Below are 23878 nucleotides of genomic sequence, written 5' to 3' on the forward strand. Positions count from 1 at the left end.
TATAAATGGCTACTCACGAGAAAAAAATTTCTATAACTGACGTGGTTTTACGTGATGCACACCAATCCCTTTTTGCTACACGTTTACGCCTTGATGATATGCTACCTATTGCCGCTGAACTGGATAAAATCGGCTACTGGTCGCTTGAAGCTTGGGGAGGTGCAACTTTTGATGCTTGTATTCGCTTTTTAGGGGAAGATCCTTGGGTTCGTTTACGTGAGTTGAAAAAAGCTATTCCGAACACGCCTTTGCAAATGTTATTACGTGGGCAAAATTTATTGGGCTATCGTCATTATGCTGATGATGTTGTAAATAAATTTGTTGAACGTGCGGTTGCAAACGGTATGAGCGTTTTCCGTGTATTTGACGCAATGAATGATCCGAGAAATATGCAACAAGCGTTAAGAGCGGTGCGTAAAAATGGCGGACATGCACAAGGTACATTGAGTTATACAACAAGTCCGGTGCATACTTTAGAAACGTGGTTAGATACCACAGAGCAATTGTTAGAAATCGGGATCGACTCGCTGGTCATTAAGGATATGTCCGGAATTTTATCTCCTGTCGAGGCATACAAATTAGTCAGCGAAATCAAAAAACGCTACGATGTGCGTTTACATATGCACTGTCATTCAACGACAGGTATGGCGGAAATGGCATTACTCAAAGCCATAGAAGCAGGTGCGGATGGTATTGACACGGCAATTTCCTCTATGAGCGGTACTTACGGACATCCAGCAACAGAGGCATTAGTAGCTACATTAGATAACACACAGTACGATACCGGATTAAGTATTCCACAACTTGAGCGTATTGCTGATTATTTCCGTAATGTACGCAAAAAATACGCTAAATTTGAAGGGCAATTGAGAGGCGTGGATAGCCGTATTTTAGTTGCTCAAGTACCGGGAGGAATGCTGACTAATTTAGAAAATCAACTCAAACAACAAAATGCTTCAGATAAACTGGATAAAGTTTTGCAGGAAATTCCAAAAGTGCGGGCTGATTTAGGCTATATTCCGCTAGTTACACCAACCTCACAAATTGTCGGGACTCAAGCAGTGATTAATGTATTAATGGGTGAGCGTTATAAAACCATCGCAAAAGAAACCGCAGGTATTTTGAAAGGGGAATATGGTCGCACCCCGGCACCGGTGAATGCAGAATTACAAGCACAAGTCTTAGCGGGTGAGCAACCTATTACTGATCGTCCGGCAGATCATCTTGCACCGGAAATGGATAAACTATCCACAGAAATAAAACGAATGGTAAAAGAAAAAGGTATTCAACTTGCAGAGAATGAAATTGATGATGTATTAATTGTTGCACTTTTCCCACAAGTTGGGCTGAAATTCTTAGAAAATCGAGGTAATCCGAATGCTTTTGAGCCGGTACCAACCAACGAAGTAAAAACAAGTGAAAAACCGACCGCACTTTCAAGTAGAAATGATAGTGCCGTTTACACGGTTGAGGTAGAGGGAAAATCTTTTGTAGTGAAAGTTACTGAAGGCGGTGATATTAGTCATATTACACCTGTCTCGACCGCACCTAGTACACAATCAACAGAACCGGCAACAAGTGCAACTACAAAAAATATACCGGTAAATGCACCTATGGCTGGAAATATCTGGAAAGTACTGGTAAAAGAAGGACAACAAGTTGCGGAAGGAGAAGTCTTGCTCATTTTAGAAGCAATGAAAATGGAAACAGAAATTCGAGCCGCTACCTCAGGAACTGTACAGGGTATAAAAGTGAAAGCGGGTGATACTGTGGCTGTGGGTGATATCTTATTAACTTTAGCGTAATCGGAGATTAATATGGAAAGTATTCTCGCCCTATTACAAGGAACAGGCATTATGCATTTAAGTTGGGGGCAGGCAATTATGCTTGTCATCAGCTTGCTCTTACTCTACCTTGCAGTTGTGAAAAAATTTGAACCGCTCTTATTGCTACCGATTGGATTTGGGGGACTCTTATCCAATATTCCTGAAGCGAATATGGCGTTTTCGGCACTAGAAAATTTACTTCATAGCAATAACAACCAACATTTATCTACGCTTGCAAATTTACTGCATAGCGATACCGACGTACAGGCAATAAAACAGGTACTGGAAAAAGCACCGGCGTTGTTACATGTGCAAGCAGAATTATTAGCGAAAGATTTAGGCTATACCGATGGTGTGTTGTCCACTTTTTATGATGTCGCCATTAATTCAGGTGCCGCACCATTGATTATCTTTATGGGGGTTGGTGCAATGACGGATTTTGGTCCATTGCTTGCTAATCCAAAAACCTTATTACTGGGTGCGGCTGCACAATTCGGAATTTTTGCCACTGTGCTAGGGGCGTTAGCATTAAACGGGTTAGGGATCATTGAATTTACCTTGCCTCAAGCTGCGGCAATAGGGATTATTGGTGGTGCTGATGGTCCAACCGCTATTTATCTGGCAAGTAAACTTGCCCCTGAATTATTGGGGGCTATCGCCGTTGCTGCTTATTCCTATATGGCATTAGTCCCACTTATCCAACCGCCAATAATGCGTCTTTTAACCACTAAACAAGAGCGTAAAATTAAAATGGTGCAACTGCGTAATGTCAGTAATCGGGAAAAAATCTTGTTCCCGATCGTGTTATTGGTGCTTGTTGCTTTATTATTGCCGGATGCCGCACCGTTATTAGGAATGTTTTGCTTTGGTAATTTAATGAGAGTAAGTGGGGTAGTTGAGCGTTTAAGTGATACTGCACAAAATGCCTTAATCAATATTGTAACAATTTTCCTCGGATTATCCGTTGGTGCAAAATTAGTTGCAGATAAATTCCTACAACCGCAAACGTTAGGTATCTTATTGCTCGGCATAATAGCTTTCGCCATAGGGACAGCGAGTGGCGTCCTAATGGCAAAATTGATGAACTGCTTTAGTAAAGATAAAATCAATCCGCTTATCGGTTCGGCAGGTGTTTCCGCCGTGCCAATGGCGGCTCGAGTATCGAATAAATTAGGCCTAGAGGCTGATCATCAGAACTTTTTATTAATGCACGCAATGGGACCAAACGTTGCCGGCGTGATCGGATCCGCCATTGCAGCAGGCGTGATGTTAAAATATATTGCAGCAATGATGTAAAAATCATTCCCTTAAGATTGAAAATAAAAATAAGGACGAAAATTTTCGTCCTTATTCATTTTTAATACAATGTTAGAATTTCTCTAGTAACATTTTTTCCAATTTTTCTTGGTCAATAGCAAATTTACGGATACCGTCAGCTAATTTCTCAACTGCCATTGGATCGCTATTGTGTTGCCAATAAAATTGGCTTTCGGTTAACGGTTGAGGTTTTGCTTTAACTTCACCTTTAAACGCTAATTTACGCACAAGTGCGGTGCTATTTTCTTGTAATTCTTTTAATAATGCCGGTGCAATAGTCAAACGATCGCAACCTGCCAATTCAGTAATTTCACCTACATTACGGAAACTTGCTCCCATAACAACAGTGTTATAACCGTATTGTTTATAGTAATTGTAAATTTTTGTAACAGAAATGACGCCTGGATCTTCCGCCGGTGCATATTCTTTCTTATCACTGTTTGCTTTATACCAGTCAAGAATACGTCCTACAAAAGGTGAAATTAAATAAACACCTGCTTCAGCACAAGCTCGAGCCTGTGCTTTAGAGAACAATAGCGTTAAGTTACAATTAATCCCTTCTTTTTCAAGAATTTCTGCAGCACGAATACCTTGCCATGTAGAAGCAATTTTGATCAAAATACGATCGTTGCTAATACCTGCTTCGTTATAAAGTGCGATAAGTTTACGTGCTTTTTCTACCGTTGCTTGTGTATCATAAGAAAGACGGGCATCTACTTCAGTAGAAATACGTCCCGGAACAATTTTTAAAATTTCTAAACCGATATTTACTGCCAGTTTGTCTTCTGCATCAATTAGTTGCTGTGTTTTATCCGCACTTTTTGCTTTCGCATAAGCAATCGCTTCATCAATTAATGGAGCATATTGTGGTAATGATGATGCACTTAAAATTAAAGAGGGATTTGTGGTTGCATCTTGCGGCTGATATTTTTTAATCGCATCAATATCTCCCGTATCGGCAACTACCACGGTCATATTACGCAAAGCGTCTAATTGTGTTGTCATAGTCTTTCCTTTTATTTAGCTATAAAGAATTGAACTCGCATACAATACCATATCTTTGAAATTATGAAATCATTATTTTGCTTTTAAGCGTACAGAATAAGTATATTCTTCACCTTATTTATAATGCTTTTTAGCACAATTTTATTTATAATCGAGGGCAATTTTTGGCAAACAAAATAGCTCAACAATGAAAAAAAATTATTACACTGTACTTTCTCTGTCAATTTTGACCGCACTTTATAGCACGTCCAGTCAAGCGAACTTACAACAGCAATGTTTGATCGGTGTTCCTCATTTTCAGGGTGAAATCGTTCAAGGCGATCCCAATGAATTGCCGGTTTATATTGAAGCGGATCACGCCAAAATGAATCAATCGACACATGCTCAATACGAAGGAAATGTTAATGTTAAACAGGGCAACCGTCATTTAACAGCGGGAATGATTGAAATTGAGCAACACGGAAAAGATAATGCGAAACGTTATGCGTATGCTAAAAATGGGTTTGACTACAAGGATAATTTAATTCAGCTCAATGGTGATAATGCCAAAATTCACCTTGATAGCAAAGATGCCAATATCCAAGATGCAGATTATCAATTGGTTGGACGACAAGGGCGGGGAACTGCTGATGAAGTTGAACTTCGTGAACATTATCGAGTGATGAAAAATGCAACCTTCACATCTTGTTTGCCTAATAGCGACGCTTGGTCAATTGAGGCTAAGGAAATGCGTCAACATATTCAAGAAGAATATGCGGAAATGTGGCATGCTCGTTTTAAAGTATCCGGTATCCCTATTTTCTACACGCCTTACTTACAATTACCTATCGGTGATCGCCGTCGATCTGGATTACTTATTCCCAAAGCAGGTATCTCAACTCGGCATGGTTATTGGTATGCACAACCGTTTTATTGGAATATAGCACCAAACTTTGATGCGACATTTACCCCTAAATATATGTCTCATCGAGGTTGGCAATTAAATGCAGAAACTCGCTATCTGACTCGTATCGGTGAGGGAAAATTTGTCGTTGAATACTTAAAAACAGATCGTCATTCTGACTATTTAAATACGGCTCGTTCACGTCATCTCTTTTATTGGGGACATAATTCTCATTTTCTAAAAGATTGGCGTTTAAATGTAAATTATACAAAAGTAAGCGATAAACATTATTTCAATGATTTTGAGTCTGAATATGGAAACAGTACAGACGGATATGTAGATCAACAAGCGAGCATTTCTTACTATCAACCGAATTACAACCTTTCTATTTCAGCGAAACAATTCCAAATTTTCGATAAAGTAGATATTGGACCTTATCGTGCGTTGCCACAAATTGATTTTAATTATTATCGCAACGAAATTGCTAATGGCTTAGTTGACTTTAGTTTATTTTCACAAGTAGTTCGTTTTGATAATGACAGTGCGTTAATGCCAACTGCTTGGCGTTTCCATATAGAACCGAGTTTGACTTTTCCACTTTCCAATCGTTACGGCAGTTTAAATATTGAAACTAAACTTTACGCAACACGCTATCTACAAAAACGAGGTAAAGGAGAAAATGCAGAAGAGATTAAAAAAACGGTTAATCGTGTTTTACCACAAATCAAGCTGGATTTTCAAACGGTCTTAGCAAATAGACAAAGTTTCATTGAGGGTTATACCCAAACTCTTGAGCCAAGATTTCAATATTTGTACCGCCCTTATAAAGATCAGTCGGATATTGGTCTAAAACAACAAAATAATGATTACTTAGGTTTTGGTTACGACTCAACTTTATTACAACAGGATTATTTTTCTTTGTTTCGAGATCGCCGTTATAGCGGTTTAGATCGCATAGTTTCAGCAAATCAAATTACTCTTGGTGGAACGACCAGATTTTATGATAAAAATGCAAATGAACGCTTTAACTTATCTATTGGACAAATTTATTACCTTAAAGACTCTCGCACAGATAATAATCCACAAAATATGGCTCAAGGCAGATCTTCTTCCTGGTCTTTAGAAAGTAACTGGCGTATCAATAGCAAATGGAATTGGCGTGGAAGTTATCAATATGACACACACTTAAACCAAACATCTTTGGCAAATACCGTCTTAGAGTACAATTCGGAGAAAAATAACTTAATCCAACTCAGTTATCGATATGTTAACCAGTCTTATATCGATCAAAATTTAATTGGTAAAAATACTTATGGACAAAGTATAAAACAACTTGGTATGACAACAGCTTGGGAGCTAACTGATCATTGGACACTGGTTGGTCGCTATTATCAAGATCTCGCATTGAAAAAGCCGGTTGAACAATATTTGGGAATACAATATAACTCTTGTTGCTGGTCTATAGGTGTTGGAGCAAGACGTTATGTAACCAATAGAGCAAATCAACGCAATGATGAAGTGCTTTATGATAATAGCTTAAGCCTCACTTTTGAGTTACGTGGATTATCTCCTTCAGATCATAAAAATAATATAGATGAAATGCTGAAAAAAGGAAAACTGCCTTATATTAAAGCCTTTAGTCTATACTAACGTTCAAATTTAACGAAACACATCAAAAAACAAACCGCACATTAAGTGCGGTTTTCTTTTAGATTATGTTGAAAAATTACAGTACATCAACACAGTTCAAATCTTCGAAAGATTTTTCTAACCGTTTAGACATAGATTCTTCTGCTTTGCGTAACCAAACTCGAGGATCATAGTATTTTTTATTCGGTGCATCAGGTCCTTCTGGATTACCTAATTGACCTTGTAAATAAGCTTCATTTGCTTTATAGAAGTTTAAAACTCCTTCCCAAGTTGCCCATTGGGTATCCGTGTCAATATTCATTTTAATTGCACCGTAGCTGATCGCTTCACGAATTTCTTCCGTTGAAGAACCTGAACCGCCATGGAATACGAAGTCTAATGATTTCGCCGGAAGATTACGTTCTTTAGAAACAAATTCTTGTGATGCACCCAAAATAGACGGTTTTAATTTTACGTTGCCCGGTTTATATACCCCGTGAACATTACCAAATGCTGCTGCGATAGTAAAACGTGGACTGATTGGACTTAATTGATCGTAAACAAAAAGGACATCTTCCGGCTGAGTATAAAGTTTAGATTCATCAACATCTGAGTTATCTACACCATCTTCTTCACCGCCGGTAATACCGATTTCGATTTCCAATGTCATCCCCATTTTATCCATGCGGGCAAGGTATTCACGACAAATTGCCATATTCTCTGCCATTGGCTCTTCGGATAAATCAATCATGTGAGATGAGAACAATGGTTTGCCTGTTTCACAAAAGTGTTTCTCGCCTGCTTCCAATAAACCGTCAATCCAAGGAAGTAATTTTTTTGCCGCATGGTCGGTATGAAGAATAACTGGAACACCATATTCTGCCGCTAATGTATGGACATGTTTAGCAGCCGCAATTGCACCTAATACATCCGGACGAATACCGCTAGCCGGTTTAATTCCTTTTCCTGCATAAAATGCCGCACCACCGTTTGAGAATTGAATAATAACAGGTGCTTTTACTCGTGCAGCGGTTTCTAATACTGCATTCACAGAATCTGTCCCAACACAGTTTACTGCCGGAATTGCAAAGTTATTCGCCTTTGCGTAAGCAAATACTTTTTGAACGTCATCACCAGTCAGCACCCCCGGTTTTACAATGTCTAATAATTTTGCCATTTTTATATTTCCTATATAACGTGCAATTCTTGCACTACTAAAAAATAAATCAATCTACAACGTAAAGTATAATGCTTTTCACTTTACAAAATTAACCATTTGCTCGTTTTTCTAAAATTTCAACCGCTGGTAATACTTTGCCCTCTACAAACTCTAAGAATGCACCACCACCGGTCGAAATATAAGAAATTTTATCTTTGATACCGAATAAATCAATCGCTGCCAAAGTATCACCACCACCAGCAATAGAGAAAGCACCATTTGCGGTTGCTTCAGCAATCGCATTAGAAACGATTTCAGTACCTTTACGAAAGTTAGGGAATTCAAAAACCCCCACAGGACCATTCCAAAGAATAGTTTTTGCATTGCGGATAATATCAGCCAATTGCTCTGCTGATTTATCACCAATATCAAAAATGGATTCTTCTCCGGAAACGTCGGCTACACTTTTTTCTGTTGATAGTGCGGTTTCTGAAAATTCAGTGCCCACACGCACATCAACTGGAACAGGAATATTCGTTACTTTTGATAAACGTTGTGCTTCAGGAATTAAATCCGCTTCATATAAGGATTTACCCACATTATGCCCCTCTGCAGCAATGAAAGTATTCGCAATACCGCCACCAACAATCAGTTGGTCAGCAATTTTTGATAAGCTGTCCAAGACAGTTAATTTAGTGGATACTTTTGAACCTCCCACAATCGCTAACATTGGACGCTGAGGCTCTTTTAATGCTTTACCTAACGCCTCTAATTCCGCCGCTAATAATGGACCGGCACAAGCAACAGGGGCAAACTCCGCTACACCGTAAGTTGAGGCTTGTGCACGGTGAGCCGTACCGAAAGCATCCATAACAAATACATCACAAAGTGCGGCATATTTTTTACTTAATTCCGGATCATTTTTCTTCTCACCTTTATTCACACGTACGTTTTCAAGAACAACAATTTCACCTTCATTGACTTCTACACCGTTTAGATAATCTTGTGCTAAACGAACGTTAAAACCGGCACCTTTCAAATAATCAACAACAGGCTGTAATGAATCTTCAGGTTTAAATTCCCCCTCTGTCGGACGACCTAAATGAGAAGTTACCATCACTTTAGCACCTTTCTCAAGTGCAAGTTTTAACGTAGGAATAGTTGCTTTGATACGTGCATCGGAAGTGACTTTCCCCTCTTTTACCGGCACATTTAAATCTGCACGAATAAATACTCTCTTACCTGCTAAATCTAGGTCGGTCATTTTAATTACTGACATAATTCACCCCTTATATTGGTTAAAATTGATAAAAACTACCGCACATTATACCTAGTTATGAACAGGTTGTAACGAACTAGATCAAATTGGCTTTAATATCTTGTTGCATAAATTAAATCATTAACAAAAAACTCACGTTTCTATTAATAATAATTCAATCCAGAATAACTGAAATCCCTATTCAGTTTTCAACGGATATTCTTTATAATCAGCCCTTTTTACAACAGAGTTAAAGGACATGGCGTTACTCATCACTGATAAATGTACAAATTGCGATATGTGTTTACCGGAATGCCCTAATGATGCCATTTCAATTGGTGATGAAATTTACATTATCGATCCTCATCTTTGTACGGAATGTGTGGGACATTATGATACGCCTACCTGTCAAAACGTCTGCCCCATTACCAACTGCATTAAAATCGATCCGGAACATATTGAAACGGAAGAACAACTTTGGGAACGTTTTGTTTTAATTCATCATGCAGACAAAATATAAAAAAAAGGGCGTATAACCGCCCTTTTTTGATGGATGAAAAGTCCAGAATTACCAGCTATAACCAACTCCCGCACCCACAGAAGTTTTCTTATCGCCATGTCCTAAGCTGAACTTAACGCTAAGTTTGCCGTTATCGGACACTCTGGAATAACCTACCGCAAAGGCTTGACTCCCCATATAGTTACCGGTCGCCAAACTTAACGTACTCTTACCTGGTAATATATTGATCGGTAAGTTCGCTTGTGCAACAGCTTGTGCCACACCCGCACGCATATTGCGATCATTATTGTTCATTTGTGTCCGCAGTTCATTGTTTTTGGTATCCACGTAGTTTTTGTTTACTACCACATGACCATCTGCATTAGGTTTAATATTCGGCACGGTGATAACCCCTTTTGTACCATCAATGTGAATCTGACCGCCTGCACCGTTCACTGTCAATCCGTTTTTGTTCAGCTCGGTACTTAGTGCGGTCGTTTGGGTTGAACTGTCCGCAAAACGGATACCACCTGCGGTTATCACAGCCTTATCGCTTTTGTTTTTATCTTCCAACACCACCGCTTCCGCTCCATAAGTTGCAGATTTGGCTTTATCATCAGTGCCATCTTTGCCTTTATTGACCACTCTCAAGCCGTTGCTGTCTAAAGTAGATTTTCTACCCTCAACTTCACGGGTTTCAAAAGAGGTCATATTTTTCAACTGATCGGACAATTTAACTTCTAAGCCTTTGCCGTCTTGTGCCATTTCCACTTTGATATTGCCGGTAGCAGTGCGGTTGCTGTTAAATGTTCCCTCGCCTGTGATAGACAGGGTTTCACCTACATTTTTATGCACGGTTACATCATCATTACCGACAAAATTCAGCCCCGCTCGTGCCACGGCTTGTAAATCGCCAACGGTAGCGACATTGCTTAAATTAGCTTGGCTATCCGGTTCAACCAGTTCTTCGACTTTTGCCATCGCCTCGGAAAAGGCGTTATAGTCCCCATTTGCTTCAATTAACTCGTTGCGTGCCGATTCTACGGCTTCTTCGGCATTCTTTTTAGCCTCTTGGGCATCTGATAATTGCGTTTCGTATTTTTTCAAATTCTCACGAATTTTCTCTTTCGCTTCTCCATCAGGCAGGGTATCAATGGTTTGTTTTAAACTGTCCACCATTAATTCTAAATCAGCGAGTTTTGTTGCTGTATCAGAAAGTGTTTTTGCTTTTTCGCCTAATGCTTCCACTTTCTCATTCACTTTCTCAGCAAGTTCACTAAGTTGTTTTTTCTCATCTTTTGTTGGTGTTGTAATACCCAAACCGCTTGCCACATTGCTAATCCCGATAGGTGCGGTGCTTGGTTCGGCTTTAATCACGACTTGTTTCTTCTCTTCCTCAGTAAGTAGTTGATCAGGTTTACCGTCTTTTAATTTTTTGAAATTACCATCTTTATCTTTCACGACTTTTTCGCCATTCAGATAGAAATCAAACGGGCGATTATTGTTCAAGTCGGACACTTTGCCATCGACATAGTTTTTGTTGGTTGCAAGGGTGCCGTCTTTTTCATCTGGTTTAATATCAGCAAGACCGGTGATTTTGCCGGTGCCTGTGCCTTTTGCATCAGCACCTGTTCCAGCTCCGCTTCCATTTCCGATTTTTGCAAACGCAAGGGTAGCGGATTGACCGTTACCACCATTATTGCCTTGACTGTTTTCACCGTCAGCTACTTTCAAGCTCACGACTTCTTTTGAACTGTCTTTGCCTTTTACAGTCAAGCCGTCTTTACCATAAACGGTATGGGTTTTGTCGCCGTTAGCTGCCTCTTTATCGCCCACGGTTAAGCCGTCTTTGTTTAAGGTTGCTTTGCCATCTTTGCTTTGTGGTGTAAGTGAAATACCATCTTTATTGATATTTACTTCAGTACCTTGATTGCCAACTTGGAATGTGGCACCTTTTTCTGCATCTAAAGTCAGTTTAGTGACTTCATCTTGATTTCCAACCGCACTTGAACCTGTACCGCTTCCGCCCGCACTTCCAGCTTTAGGTTTAGAGGAAATCGAAGTGATGTTTTTCAGTTCCTCAGTCGTGCCAATGGTTACCACTGCCGTTGTTGTTGGGGTAGTGGTGGTTGGCGTGGTAGTTGGTGCACTTGTTGGCGTTGTCGTAGCCATGCCTGCACCATTTGAACCACCTGACGAAGCCATACTATTTGAACCACCGCCGTTTGAACCTGCACCACCTGATGAACTGCTTGGAGCTGCTGATGATACTGATGCTGGAGCAGCTGGTGTTGGAGCCGGTGCGGAAGCACTCGGACTGGTAGATCCCGTACTTGATGGTGTTGTACCGTTTTTAGCTAAATCTACTTTAATATTCTGACCACTCGTAAACTTCAACGTATCGTTGCGACCGATTTCGATAGTCTTACCGCTACCATTTTCAACCTTGAACTTAAACTTATCTAATGCTTGTTCAAGGTAGCCTTTAGTGATGAGTTCTTTTTTCCAATCTGTACTTCCGCTATTTCCATTTACGCCATTATATGTTTGTTCTTCAGCAAGCATTACTTTGCTAAATGTCGGTGCATTTTTAAAGCCGATTTCGATTTTGGCGTTGCCGTTAGCTTCTCTCGTGTATTGAGTGATTAAATTATCACCTTTAAACTCAGCAATATTTGGTTGTGATGAAGTCCCCGCCGGAGCTGGTGTAGCAGACGAACCAGCCTGATTCATATCTAAACGCACAATGCTAAGGGTCGAACCAAGATAGTGCGGTGTGCTTTGAGTGCCATTTGCTACCGCACTTGGCATATCCGCACTGAACTTCAAGCCTTCGTTGAGTTTAGAAACAGCATTTTTCAAGCCCTCAACGATATTTTTTGGTGCAGTTCCATCTGTTCCATTAATGTCTTTTAATTTGAAATTATCAAATGTTGGTGCGGTAAATTTCGTTTTATCTGAAGTATCAACCGCAATACCTAACTGTTTCGCTAAATCCGCCAGTTGTTTACCTGTTACGGCTTCTTTTGAACTATCACCGATTTCACCGTCTGCAAGGTTTGTGAGTTTTGAATCATTAAAGCTGATTTCTTTTTTAGCTGTTTCTAACGTGATTTTCGCACCGCTTTCATCTTTACCACCTTTGATACTGGTGATTTCTTGAAGATTATTATTAAGCGTATGCGTAATTTTTCCATCAGCTTCTACAGAAACAGAAATATTTTCTGACTTCTTAAAGTCCAAAGCCCCTGTTTTGAGGTTGATAGATTGCTTCGTTTTGTCATCACTATTCGTTTTATACGATAACGTCAAGTCGTCCACATATTTCTTATTAACGGCATCGTATTTATCAGTTGGTGTGGCAACATAAACAATTCTTCTTTGTTCATCTTTGCCAGCACCACCTACAGATACCGCATTGGATACACCTGTTGATTTATTGCCTAAAATGACAGCATTTGTTATATCTTTAGTTGTCGTAATATTTGAACCCAAGGCATAAACATGGTCGCCCTCAATTTTGTTATAAGCACCCACAGCATAGGAATGCTTTCCGATAATCTCATTATCTTTACCGAATGCACCGGAATCGTTACCCGATACATTATTTTTGTAGCCGATAGCCGTAGCATGCTCACCCAATACCTGAGCTTCTCGACCTATGGCAACTGAACGTCTATTTTTAGCACTCGTGTCATAACCAATAGCAATTGCCCCTTCATTTTCTGCTACTGCTTTATCGCCAATCGCAATAGAACCCTCTCCATCAGCCTTAGTTTCCGGATTATCGGATACTTTAACGGATTTATCACCTGTACCTTTTAGATACTTAATAACCGCATCCGCCTGGACTAATTCAGTCGTACTTTTTTCAGTTTCGCCGAGTTTGATGGTGTCAATACCGACATTTTTTCCTAAAGCTAATTTTTTATCCCCAATATTCGACCCATCAACTTTTAAGAAGTCTGTTTGCAATTGTGCTGTTGTCGTGTATTCCTTCAATTTTGTTGCTACGGCTTTAGAAGTCACGACTTTTTCATCAGTTTCAGAAACCGTGGTTGCTTTATTTAATTTCAGCGTAAGTGTACCCGCACTTTGAGGATTGTTACCATTAGATGGTGCTAATGATACGGTGATGTCTTTTTGTGTGGCTTCTGCCATACCATCGGCTTTTACCTTACTTGTTGAACTATCAATGGTCAACGTACCGCCTAATTGTAATGTGGTTGAGCTTGGGGAGCTACCATTATCATTCCCCTTGAATGTCAATCCACCATTAACTGCGGTGATTAACTGATTAATAGCCTCTTTAAAAGTTGTAGGACCTGTATTGCTATTAGTTGTACCACCAGTTGAACTTGTACCGCCTTTTATTGCAGTAAATGATGGTTGTTTAAATCCAGTTTCACTCTCAACTTCAACCCCTAATTTACTTGCTAAATCATGAAGTTGTTTACCCGTAATGGCTTCGGTTGAACTAGTATCAATTTTTCCATCTTCCACATTGGAGATTTTCACGGTATTTCCGGTAGTGGCTTTAGTAAATGTCAATGCACTTCCACCCACTTTTAACTCCGCTGTTTTATCAGTGCCACTTGTACTGTTTTTAAACACTAAAGCGTTATCATCGTCTTTGCCAATGGTAGATAAGCCAGTGGCTTGCACTCCGCCATTTGTCATGTCTTTTTTCAACATAACGGTTGAGCCGTTTTCCGGACTTAACTCAATTTTGTTATCCGCTCCATTGGTAACTTTAATACTACCCTTATTTTTACCCGCACTTAACGTTGCACTAGTGCCATCTAAAGTAACGCTTGAACCATCTTTAGTACTTTCTAAGGTAACCGCTTTATCTTTCAATTCAAGTTTTGAATTATCTTTCGCACTTTCTAAAGTGGCAGTGTTTTCAGTGAGTTTTAACGCACCTTTGCCCTCTTCTTTATTAATTTCAGACACGCCGCTAAATTTACCCGCACTTAGGGTGACATCTTTTGATCTTGCTTGATCGCCTGCGGTGAATGTTATCGTCCCTTTATCTTTATCCAAAGCGATTTTTGCTTTATCGCCATTGGCAATAGAGGCAATACCTTTTAAGTTTTTAGACAATTTAATTTCTAAGGTGTCATCGCCATTGCCAGTTTTCTTCGCCACGGTGATATTGTCCGGTGCGGTTTCCATTGCTGGTTGCGTGCTATCTGTTGGAGTGGTTGCTGATGTTTCACCCACAATTTTCAATGTCTCACCGAGTTTGCGTGTGACATCTTTACCGTCATTTCCTTGGAATGACAGCCCTTTATTTTTCAATTCATTAGCGATATGAAGCAAATCGCCTGCATTGATGGCTTTGTTTAATTTGCCATCATTTGATGTTCCACCATTTTGCGGTTGTCCTGTGGCAACAAGTTTTAACAACTCGTCTAAATCTTGTCTGCCACTAGCACCATTCATTTTTTGATCTAAACCACTCGCAATGCCTGTGATTTGCTTATTATTTAAGTCTAATCCATCAGCTTTTAATGTCAGATCTGTTCCTTTAGAAGAGATTTTCAGACCATCGCCATTTGCAAAGTCAATCTTCGGAGCCGTGCCACTGTCACCTTTACCGGCAATCGAAGTGATATTTTTCAGATCGGCATTTAATTTATGCGTAATCGCACCGCCAGCATCTGCTGTGACAGTGATGTTATCATCATTTTTAAAATCAAGACCTTCGGAAAGTTTAACTTTATTATCACCTGCTCCATTAGCCTTGTATTTTATCTCTTGGTTGGCAATCGCTTGCTCGTTTTGAGTCGCTTTACTGTCCACATATTTTTTAGTGGTTAAGGCAGTCTTTGGACTTTTTTCATTTATTTCTTCAGTGACCGTTACTTGTTTAAAAGACGGTTTATCTTTTATGCCAATTAAAAGCTCTTTTGTATTTTGTTGATATGATGTTTTAATATTATCGCTACTAAATCCATCATCACTGGTTGATTTTTTATCGATATTCCCCGCTTTAATCTGCAAGGTATCCCCCAGTTGAAGCGTGCCTTTTACAGTACCATCGCCTACGACCAGTCCTTTATTCACAGCCACGATCAAATCATTGATTGCTTCTTTAAAGGTGGTTTTTCCGTTAGTTTCTGTTTGCCCTTGATAATTGACTTTGGTAAAGGACGGTTGTGTAAATCCAGCTTTCGCATTATCGACAGTCACACCCAATTTGCCTGCCAAATCATGCAATTGTTTTCCGGTAATCGCCTCATTTGAAGCACCGTCAATTTGCCCGTCTCCCAGTCCAGAAATCTTGACCTTATCCGTATCGGATTTTGTCAATGTTAATGCCGCACCTTCTTCAGGCATTAACTTTATTTTCGTATCTGCTAAGGAGATTTTTGTTTTGTCTTTAGCGATAGACTCAATTCCCGTCAATGTTGAACTTAATCCATAAGATATTTTCTTATTAGACTTATCTAATTCAACAGTTAAATTAGAATCTTTTGCTGCAAATTCTAAAGTATTTCCTATTAGGTTATCGCTAGTGGCACCTTCTGCCTTAACCATAAATGTTTTATTAAGTTTATCTTTAATACCTTGATCGAGTTTTGCCTCCGCTATTGTGTTATCTTTTAATTTTGTCCCTGCAATTGAAGCATCTTTTAAACTTAATGACGCATTACCAAATACTTTTCCGCCACCAGTAACTTGAATTTCATCGTTACCAGTTAAAGCATTCAATCCACTTTCAATAACTATTTTAGAAGCCCTGCCGTCACCGTGTTGAACTTTAACATCTCCAGTAACCCCATCAATAGTAATTTTTCCTGTTTTATTTGTAGCACTATGACCACCACTATCTTTTAGAGTGATAGAATTAATGTCTTCTAAGTCTTTATTTAGTGCTACCGTAAATTCTCCCGTCTTATCAGAATTTGTTTTAGATAATGAAACATTGATATTGCTTCCTGATTTAATGACAACTTTTTTGTCGTTCTCGCTATTTTTTCTGACAAAGTCATTATTCGTAGTCCCATCACTAAAGGTAATACCTGCCCCATTTACCGAAGTGAGCACCTCATCAAGAGCAGATAAAGCCTCTCCCACGGTTGTGTATGGTGCCTTATTTCCATTAGCTAGCGTATAAGACGGTGCTATTACATTTCCGTCTGCACCTATTTTCGCCTCTCCGCCTAAAGCACTCACAACAGAATTGAGTTGCGATTTGTTAATGGCATCATTATCAGATGTACCATTTGCTACGTTGGAAATTTTAACTTTGCCACTAGAACCAGTTAAATTTAAACTGGAACCACCAGCTTTAAGGATTGTCCCGCTATCCGAAAATGCGATTTGATTATTGGTATCTTTACCAATAGATGTAATGCCCGTTAAAGCCTCTTTTAATGTGATACTGACTTTTTTAGCGTTCTTATCCACTGCCGTGGTGATATTTTTAGTATCGCCATTAATATTTAAGACATTGTTCTGTTTATTTAATGTATATACTACGTTATTATCCCCCTTAACATCAAAATTAGCGGCGACATTAGCTAATTTCCCGTCCACATAGGTTTTCGTGGTTAATGTCTTCCCATCACTACTATCATCGACTGTTCCACTCACTTTGACTTCTTTAAAGGTCGGTTTGTCTTTGATACCGATTAACAGCTCTTTGCTTTTTGCTAGATACGCTGTTTTAATATTATCCGGTGAATAACCGTCGTCTGAAGTGCTCGTTGGTTTATCTACAGCTCCCGCTTTGATGATTAATTTATCGCCTAAGTAATGCGTTCCTTGTTCATTATTAGAATCTCCAACACCAAAAATAAATCCTTTATTAATAGCCGTTGTATTTTGACCAATGGCATCTTTAAAGGTCATTTCTTTTGATGTTTGAGTATTTGTATTCCCATTATATTTAACAACATCAAAACTTGATTTTTTAAATCCGCTCGTTAGGTCTGCTTTTGCTCCTAATACATTAATAGCTAATTTAGAAAACGCATCTACTACGCCATATAACTGGCTTCCGTTAATAGCATCGGTGGAGTTTACTTCCACTTTACCCGCAGCAACGTGAGTAATCAGGTGTTCTTTGCCGGTATCGCCAACACTGATCACCGATTTTTTACTCTGCTCTTTGTCATCAGCACTGACTCCGCCTGTCCAGTTGAATTTAAGACTGTCATTGCCGACAGTCACTTTTGCTTCTTTAGGTGCGGTCATTTTATCGACAGTTTTTGCATTTTTACCCAATGCGAGCTTATCGCCATCTACCGTAATCATGCCTAATTTGTTTTTGGTATTTTGGGCAAAACTGAGAGTAATACTTTGTTTATCCTGCTCCACTTTTGTCTCAATTTCATCACTCGTTCCTGCCACTTTAAGTTTTTCGTTTTTCAAATTCACTTTACCGGTCGGACCGCTATTTTTAGAATTATCCGCCTCTAACCCTAAGGTTGTACTAACCTCATCAATTTTCGAATCCAAATAAGTTTTAACCGCTCCGGCGGTGACAACTTTGTCTTTATTGCTATTTGTTGCCGTATTGTCATCAATGCTTGTTGCTTTGTGCAAAGTAAAGGTAATTTCCCCTTTGTTGCTATCAGTCTTAGAAGTCAGATCCGTACCATTGCCTTTAATGGTGAGTTTTTCGCCCAATTTACGGGTGATTTCAGAGCCGGAATCTCCGGCAAATTTTAGTCCTTTTTCCACAATCGCTTTCGCTACGTTGGATAAATCGCTGACATTGACAGCATTTCCTTTAATTGTTGTTATGTAACTGCCATCTAATATTTTTGAAACATTTTCCGGATTTCCGTTCGCTCCCTTAGGTCCATGATGCTGTGTATTTAACCCGCTTTGTAATCGGGTAATTCTTCTATCGGACATATCAAAGCCCGTTCTATCAAATGTATAGTTTGCCCCATTTGATGAAATTGTTACATTTGTCGTTGCATTTGACCCATTTGTGCTATTAAATGCTATCTTGCTATATACAGTATTTTTACCGCTTTTAATCCCTTCTCCAGTAATACTTGCAATGTCTTTTAAGTCTTTATTTAAAGATATTTCCAACTCTTTTTCATTAGTTTTAGCTTCAGTAGTAATATTTTTATGTTGGCTAGCGTCTGCTTTCCCCTTAATATTTAATGCACTTTGAACAATATAGTTTCCCATATTACCATTTACAGTAAAACTAGTTGCAACATTGGCAAGTTTTCCGTCGACATATTCTTTCGTTGTTAATGTCTTTTTATCGCTTCTATCATTCACAGTGCCACTTATTGTTACTTCTTTAAATATCGGTTTATCTTTGATACCGATTAACAGTTCCTTTCTAGTTGGTTGATAGCTTGTCTTAATATTATCACTGCTAAATCCATCTACATCAGATTTTGGTTTATCGATATTTCCCGCTTTAATAGTTAACGTCGAACCTAAATTAAGTGTACCTGTATGGCTGTCAGCGTCTTGGATTACAATTCCCTTATTTACCGCTGTAATCAGTTCTTCAATAGCGTCTTTAAAAATAGTTTTTTGTTTCTTTTGAGAACCTTTATAGTCAACCGCTGTAAACTTATAACGATCAAATTGCGTGTTATTGGGGGTATTTACTGACACACCTAAAATATCACCCACATTTTTAAGCTGATTCCCCGTAATCGCCTGATCGGAAGTTTGCGAAATCTCTCCATCGGCTAAATGCCCGAATCTTATCTTTTCTCCTATGTCCGCAATTTGTTTATCAGCATTTATGTATTGTATCTTCTCGTTATGCCCTTTAGCCCCAACTAATACTTTTTCTTTTGGAATTTCTTGTTTATCTAATGGTGTGCCATTTTTGGTATTGACCTTGTAGAATTTTCCATCTGTTCCTTTAACTAATTTATATATTTTTCCATTATCTTCCGTATAATAAACGACTAAGCCTTCTCTTTTTACATATTCTAAGGCTTTTAATTGTCCAATCGTCGCCACGTCAGAATCCAACGCACCCGGTGCCACCCCGACAATCCGTCTTAAGCCCAGTTCTTGACTTCCACTGTTACCCTTTGTCCAACCGACTGAAATGATACCCGCTGATTTATCAGTTCTTAAACTATAGCTTGACCCCTCTGGAACATATGGGGTTAAATCAATGGCTTCTTTTCCGGTTAAGGTTGCTGTATTTTTGTTAGCATCCTGATAAAAATATTTTGTATGTGATTTATAGCCCAAGGCGACGGAGTTTTCCATCGTCGCTTCGGTTTCATTACCTAAAGCGATTGCACTTTTTTTACTCGCTTTTGAATTAGTCCCGAAAGCAATTGCATTTTCAGAATTTGCTTCAATTTTTGCATTATCTCCTAAAGCTATCCCTTTTTCAGAATAAACATATGATTCTGTACCTATAGAAATTGCTGACATTTCTAATTCTACTTTTTCAGCCTCAAGTCCAAATTTTCCTTTCTTTAAATTTGCTATTTTTACATTTTTATTTTGACTTTGATTTTCAACTTTTGCACTATTACCTATTAGTATAGATTTTTTTGAATGATCTTTTAAACTTGCAGAATTTCCTAGAACTATACTTTCACTTGATAATCCATGAGAACCATACCCTATTGATATTGTATTGTCTTTTGTAACACCAACTCCGGAACCTATTGCAACTGCTCCTGCACCGATGACATTTATTCCTGTACCGATAGCAACAGAGTTTTCTTTATATACATTAGTACCAATCCCAAGTGCGATGGTATTTCGTGCATATTTACCGATGTTATTTAATGCCCCTAATACTACAGAGTTTGCTCCTCTTACTACTGATGCACTACCTATAGTAATAGTATTATCCCCATTATTTGAAAGATGATATCCTAAAGATATAGAGTGATCTCCTTCTTTAGTTGTTTTATATATTTTACTTGTTGTTTCAATGACTTCATCCCTTTCGTGACTAAAGGCTATTCGTTTTTTGTCGCTAATTACTTTTTCAATTATCTCTGATATTGGATTTTTACTATTACTAGGGTTAGAAGCATTAAAACCAAGTTTGACAATATGATTTTCATCTCCGTATTTTAAATTGTTCTCATCGATTTTAAAAAGGGTGTTATATTCATTATGTCGATCTACTTCTACAACAGGAGATGAATTTTGTGTGTGTTGCATAATGGAATTTTGAAATGTCTCATACCCATTACTTGCGATTAAAGCATTAGATGCTACATTTGACCCTATGGCTATTGATCCAATTCCTACTGCTTTTGATCCTGAACCGAATGTTAATGCACCTTGGTTAGTTGCTTCTGTTTCATTACCTATAGCAAATGAATTCGCAGCAAAAACCCTTGATTCGTCTCCTATAGCAACTCCTCCAGTTGCATCGTCATTAACAAACGCACGAACTCCAACTGCAGTAGAATCATTTGCTAAAGCAAATGATAATGTACCTATAGCTAGTGAAGCATTTCCATAGGCAACAGATCTTGAACCAATGGCTATTGATGCCACGCCTGCTGCGTAAGTAGGAGAATAAATCCGGTTATCTACACCGTTATTTATTCCGTATTTCATCTTAAAGTTCTGTTCATTTAATATATTTTTATAAGTAGTTCCACTATATCTTGTGTTTGTATCATAACCATAGATTTTCATAATGGTTTTTTCAGGTAATTTGTCTCGATATGTATTAGCTATATCATCATTCCCTATTGCAATAGAAGCATAACCAGCAGCCATTACGTCCGATCCTAAAGCAGTTGCTTGTTGCCCTCCAGAATATACATTGTTTCCTATTGCAGTTGTTTGAGAAGCAAAACCTACAGCACCATGGCCTAAAATAGTCATACCTACACCAGTAGATTGATCGCGATTCGTATTCACGCCTGCAGAGTGAGGGCCTATTATTACAGACTTATATACATTAGTATTAACATCTTTATCATATTTACGAGGACTATTTTGAACCTGTGTTAGAAGAGTGTTTTCTCTACCGTTTTTTTTCCAATAATCTGCTTCCCTCCAATTTTCTCGTACACCCGCTGCTCCGGTATTTCCGTCCATATCAATATATGTTATGTCAGCATATGAAACACTGCTCACACCAAGCATCCCCGACATCAACAACACCAACGGTGAAAATTTAAAAATGCCTAAAAAATTACCCAAAAACACACCGCACTTTGGTTTACTCTTCGAACTGCTCGCTATTTGGCGGTTGCTTGCCAACTCAGAAACGGCTTTACATTGACCTGTTGTTACATCGTATTTTGTTTTGAAGATTTTGTTCATAAATTCACTCTCTTTAATCTTTTAAAATTAGGTTTTTTATTGATTTATTTTGTTGATTTTTTTAACTTTTTTATAGTTATTAATGGATTAAAATTTTTGCTTTTTAGGCAGATTAATGAGGTATAAATCGGCGATGCCTTGCTTTTTAAGACAAAGCAGAAAAAGGCGAATAATACTTTCGCCGAAAGGTTGAGGTTGAAATAGGTGATTTTTAAGATATTGTTTGAACATGTCCAACCTCTCAAAATTAACTTGAAAGGTTGATTTTAGCCAATATACTAGGCTGTAGGCTGTAGGCTGTAGGCTGTAGGCTGTAGGCTGTAGGCTGTAGGCTGTAGGCTGTAGGCTGTAGGCTGTAGGCTGTAGGCTGTAGGCTGTAGGCTGTAGGCTGTAGGCTGTAGGCTGTAGGCTGTAGGCTGTAGGCTGTAGGCTGTAGGCTGTAGGCTGTAGGCTGTAGGCTGTAGGCTGTAGGCTGTAGGCTGTAGGCTCATTTTATTCCTGTGATATGTAATGTACAAATAATATATCGAGCCGATTATTCTAACCTAAATATTATGAGAAACAAAAGGATTTTTTAGTTAAATCTGATTTGATGTAAGAAGGCTTTAGTGCGTTCATGTTGTGGGTTTTCAAATAACGTTTTTGGCGATCCTTGTTCCACAATAATGCCTTTATCCATAACGACCACTACATCTGCCACATCTAAAGCAAATTTGATTTCATGCGTGACTACGACCATTGTCCAACCTTCGTTAGCAAGCCCTTTCATCGTGTTTAATACATCTTGAACTAATTCAGGATCCAGTGCTGAGGTAGGTTCATCAAACAGCATTAATTCAGGTCGAATAGCTAAAGCTCGTGCAATACCAACTCGCTGTTGTTGCCCGCCAGAAAGTTGGTGTGGATAGAGATTAGCTTTGTCTATTAGCCCTACTTTACATAATAATGTTTCCGCTTCTTGGCGTACTTCATCAGGCTTGCGTTGTTGTACTTGAACAGGTCCTTCCATGATATTTTCTAATGCGGTTTTATGTGGAAATAAATTATATTGTTGGAATACCATGCCTGATTTTTTGCGTAGCGGTAAAATGTTTTTGCGAATGTGTTTGTCCGTAAAATCAATATACAGCGGATTTTCTTTGTGAAATTCGATTGTGCCTTGTTCCGGTAATTCAAGGGCATTTAAACAACGTAAAAAAGTCGTTTTACCTGAACCTGATGGTCCTAAGATGACAACAACTTGACCTTTTTCTATATCTAAATCAATTCCACGTAATACAGGATTATTGTCAAATGTTTTATGAATATTACGAATTTTAATCATCATTTATCCTTGGTTAGCGAGTAACATAACGAGCAAGTTTTTTTTCTATGCGAGCTTGCCATAAGAACAAGATAAAACAGAAACACCAATAAATCAGGGCTGCCTCAATATAAACGGGTAAGAAATCGTAAGACATATTTGCTACTTGTTGTGCCACTCGGAACATTTCCGTTACTGTTACTACCGAAGCTAAAGAAGTGTCTTTGAATAAACTGATAAATGTATTACTCAGAGGTGGAACGGCAACACGAAATGCTTGCGGTACAATAATTCGGCGGAAAGTTTGCATATAAGTCATGCCGATTGTGTAACCGGCTTCCCATTGTCCTTTGGGGACGGATTGTATCGCCGCTCGTACCGTTTCAGAAGCATAAGCACCGACATTTAATGAGAAACCGATAATTGCGGCAGGAATAGGATCAATAAAAATCCCCAGTGCAGGTAATCCATAAAAAACGATGGATATTTGCACTAGCATTGGTGTCCCACGAATAATTGAAATATAAATTTTTGTTATAAATAAAAAGAGGCGATGGATAATGCTATGGCTTGGACTCACTCGAATTAACGCAACAGCAATCGCAATAACCATTCCCAATATAAATGATACGATAGCAAGCGGTATTGAAACTAATACCGCCGCTTTGACCATGGGAAAAAATCCATTGATGACTAATTCTGCTCTTGCCTCAGTCATAAAAGGCAATGAGGCAAGGA

The 23878-nt window shown here is 38.7% G+C and carries 10 protein-coding genes; 4 read left to right on the forward strand and 6 right to left on the reverse strand.

The genetic code is table 11. The features are described from left to right. Positions 1 to 5: 5 nt before the first annotated feature. Complete coding sequence (gene oadA, locus HSM_RS00365; protein WP_012341529.1) at positions 6 to 1805, forward strand: sodium-extruding oxaloacetate decarboxylase subunit alpha; 1800 nt, start codon at positions 6 to 8, stop codon at positions 1803 to 1805. A 12-nt stretch (positions 1806 to 1817) separates the two neighbouring features. Beyond that, positions 1818 to 3122: a sodium ion-translocating decarboxylase subunit beta gene (locus HSM_RS00370; RefSeq protein WP_012341539.1), complete on the forward strand. Its 1305-nt coding sequence runs from the start codon at positions 1818 to 1820 to the stop codon at positions 3120 to 3122. 72 nt (positions 3123 to 3194) lie between these two features. Here the strand turns inward: HSM_RS00370 and tal are convergent, their stop codons facing one another. Further along, positions 3195 to 4148 carry a transaldolase gene (gene tal, locus HSM_RS00375; RefSeq protein ID WP_012341545.1) on the reverse strand — a complete coding sequence of 318 codons (954 nt, stop codon included), beginning with the start codon at positions 4146 to 4148 and terminating at the stop codon, positions 3195 to 3197. A 187-nt stretch (positions 4149 to 4335) separates the two neighbouring features. Here tal and lptD point away from each other — a divergent pair, with 187 nt between their 5' ends. After that, complete coding sequence (gene lptD, locus HSM_RS00380) at positions 4336 to 6681, forward strand: LPS assembly protein LptD (RefSeq protein ID WP_012341555.1); 2346 nt, start codon at positions 4336 to 4338, stop codon at positions 6679 to 6681. 76 nt (positions 6682 to 6757) lie between these two features. Here the strand turns inward: lptD and fbaA are convergent, their stop codons facing one another. Both fbaA and pgk read right to left on the reverse strand, forming a co-directional pair. Continuing rightward, positions 6758 to 7837 carry a class II fructose-bisphosphate aldolase gene (gene fbaA / locus HSM_RS00385; RefSeq protein WP_012341566.1) on the reverse strand — a complete coding sequence of 360 codons (1080 nt, stop codon included), beginning with the start codon at positions 7835 to 7837 and terminating at the stop codon, positions 6758 to 6760. Positions 7838 to 7928: 91 nt separating this feature from the next. Then, entirely contained in the window at positions 7929 to 9098 is a 1170-nt protein-coding gene (gene pgk / locus HSM_RS00390; RefSeq protein ID WP_012341575.1) for a phosphoglycerate kinase, read from the reverse strand. Between the two features lie 238 nt (positions 9099 to 9336). Here pgk and HSM_RS00395 point away from each other — a divergent pair, with 238 nt between their 5' ends. Continuing rightward, entirely contained in the window at positions 9337 to 9597 is a 261-nt protein-coding gene (locus HSM_RS00395; RefSeq protein ID WP_012341584.1) for a YfhL family 4Fe-4S dicluster ferredoxin, read from the forward strand. A gap of 48 nt (positions 9598 to 9645) precedes the next feature. Here the strand turns inward: HSM_RS00395 and HSM_RS00400 are convergent, their stop codons facing one another. The 3 genes from HSM_RS00400 to HSM_RS00410 all read right to left on the reverse strand — a co-directional run bounded on the left by HSM_RS00400 (position 9646) and on the right by HSM_RS00410 (position 23858). Beyond that, positions 9646 to 21837, reverse strand: a complete 12192-nt coding sequence (locus tag HSM_RS00400; RefSeq protein ID WP_012341590.1) for a YadA-like family protein — start codon at positions 21835 to 21837, stop codon at positions 9646 to 9648. A gap of 574 nt (positions 21838 to 22411) precedes the next feature. After that, complete coding sequence (locus tag HSM_RS00405) at positions 22412 to 23161, reverse strand: amino acid ABC transporter ATP-binding protein (protein ID WP_012341606.1); 750 nt, start codon at positions 23159 to 23161, stop codon at positions 22412 to 22414. A 13-nt stretch (positions 23162 to 23174) separates the two neighbouring features. Beyond that, positions 23175 to 23858 (reverse strand): amino acid ABC transporter permease, encoded by a 684-nt coding sequence (locus HSM_RS00410; protein WP_283774300.1) that lies wholly within the window; start codon positions 23856 to 23858, stop codon positions 23175 to 23177. Positions 23859 to 23878: the final 20 nt, after the last annotated feature.

Origin of the sequence: Histophilus somni 2336 (assembly GCF_000019405.1) — a bacterium.
In the GTDB taxonomy this organism is placed as follows: domain Bacteria; phylum Pseudomonadota; class Gammaproteobacteria; order Enterobacterales; family Pasteurellaceae; genus Histophilus; species Histophilus somni.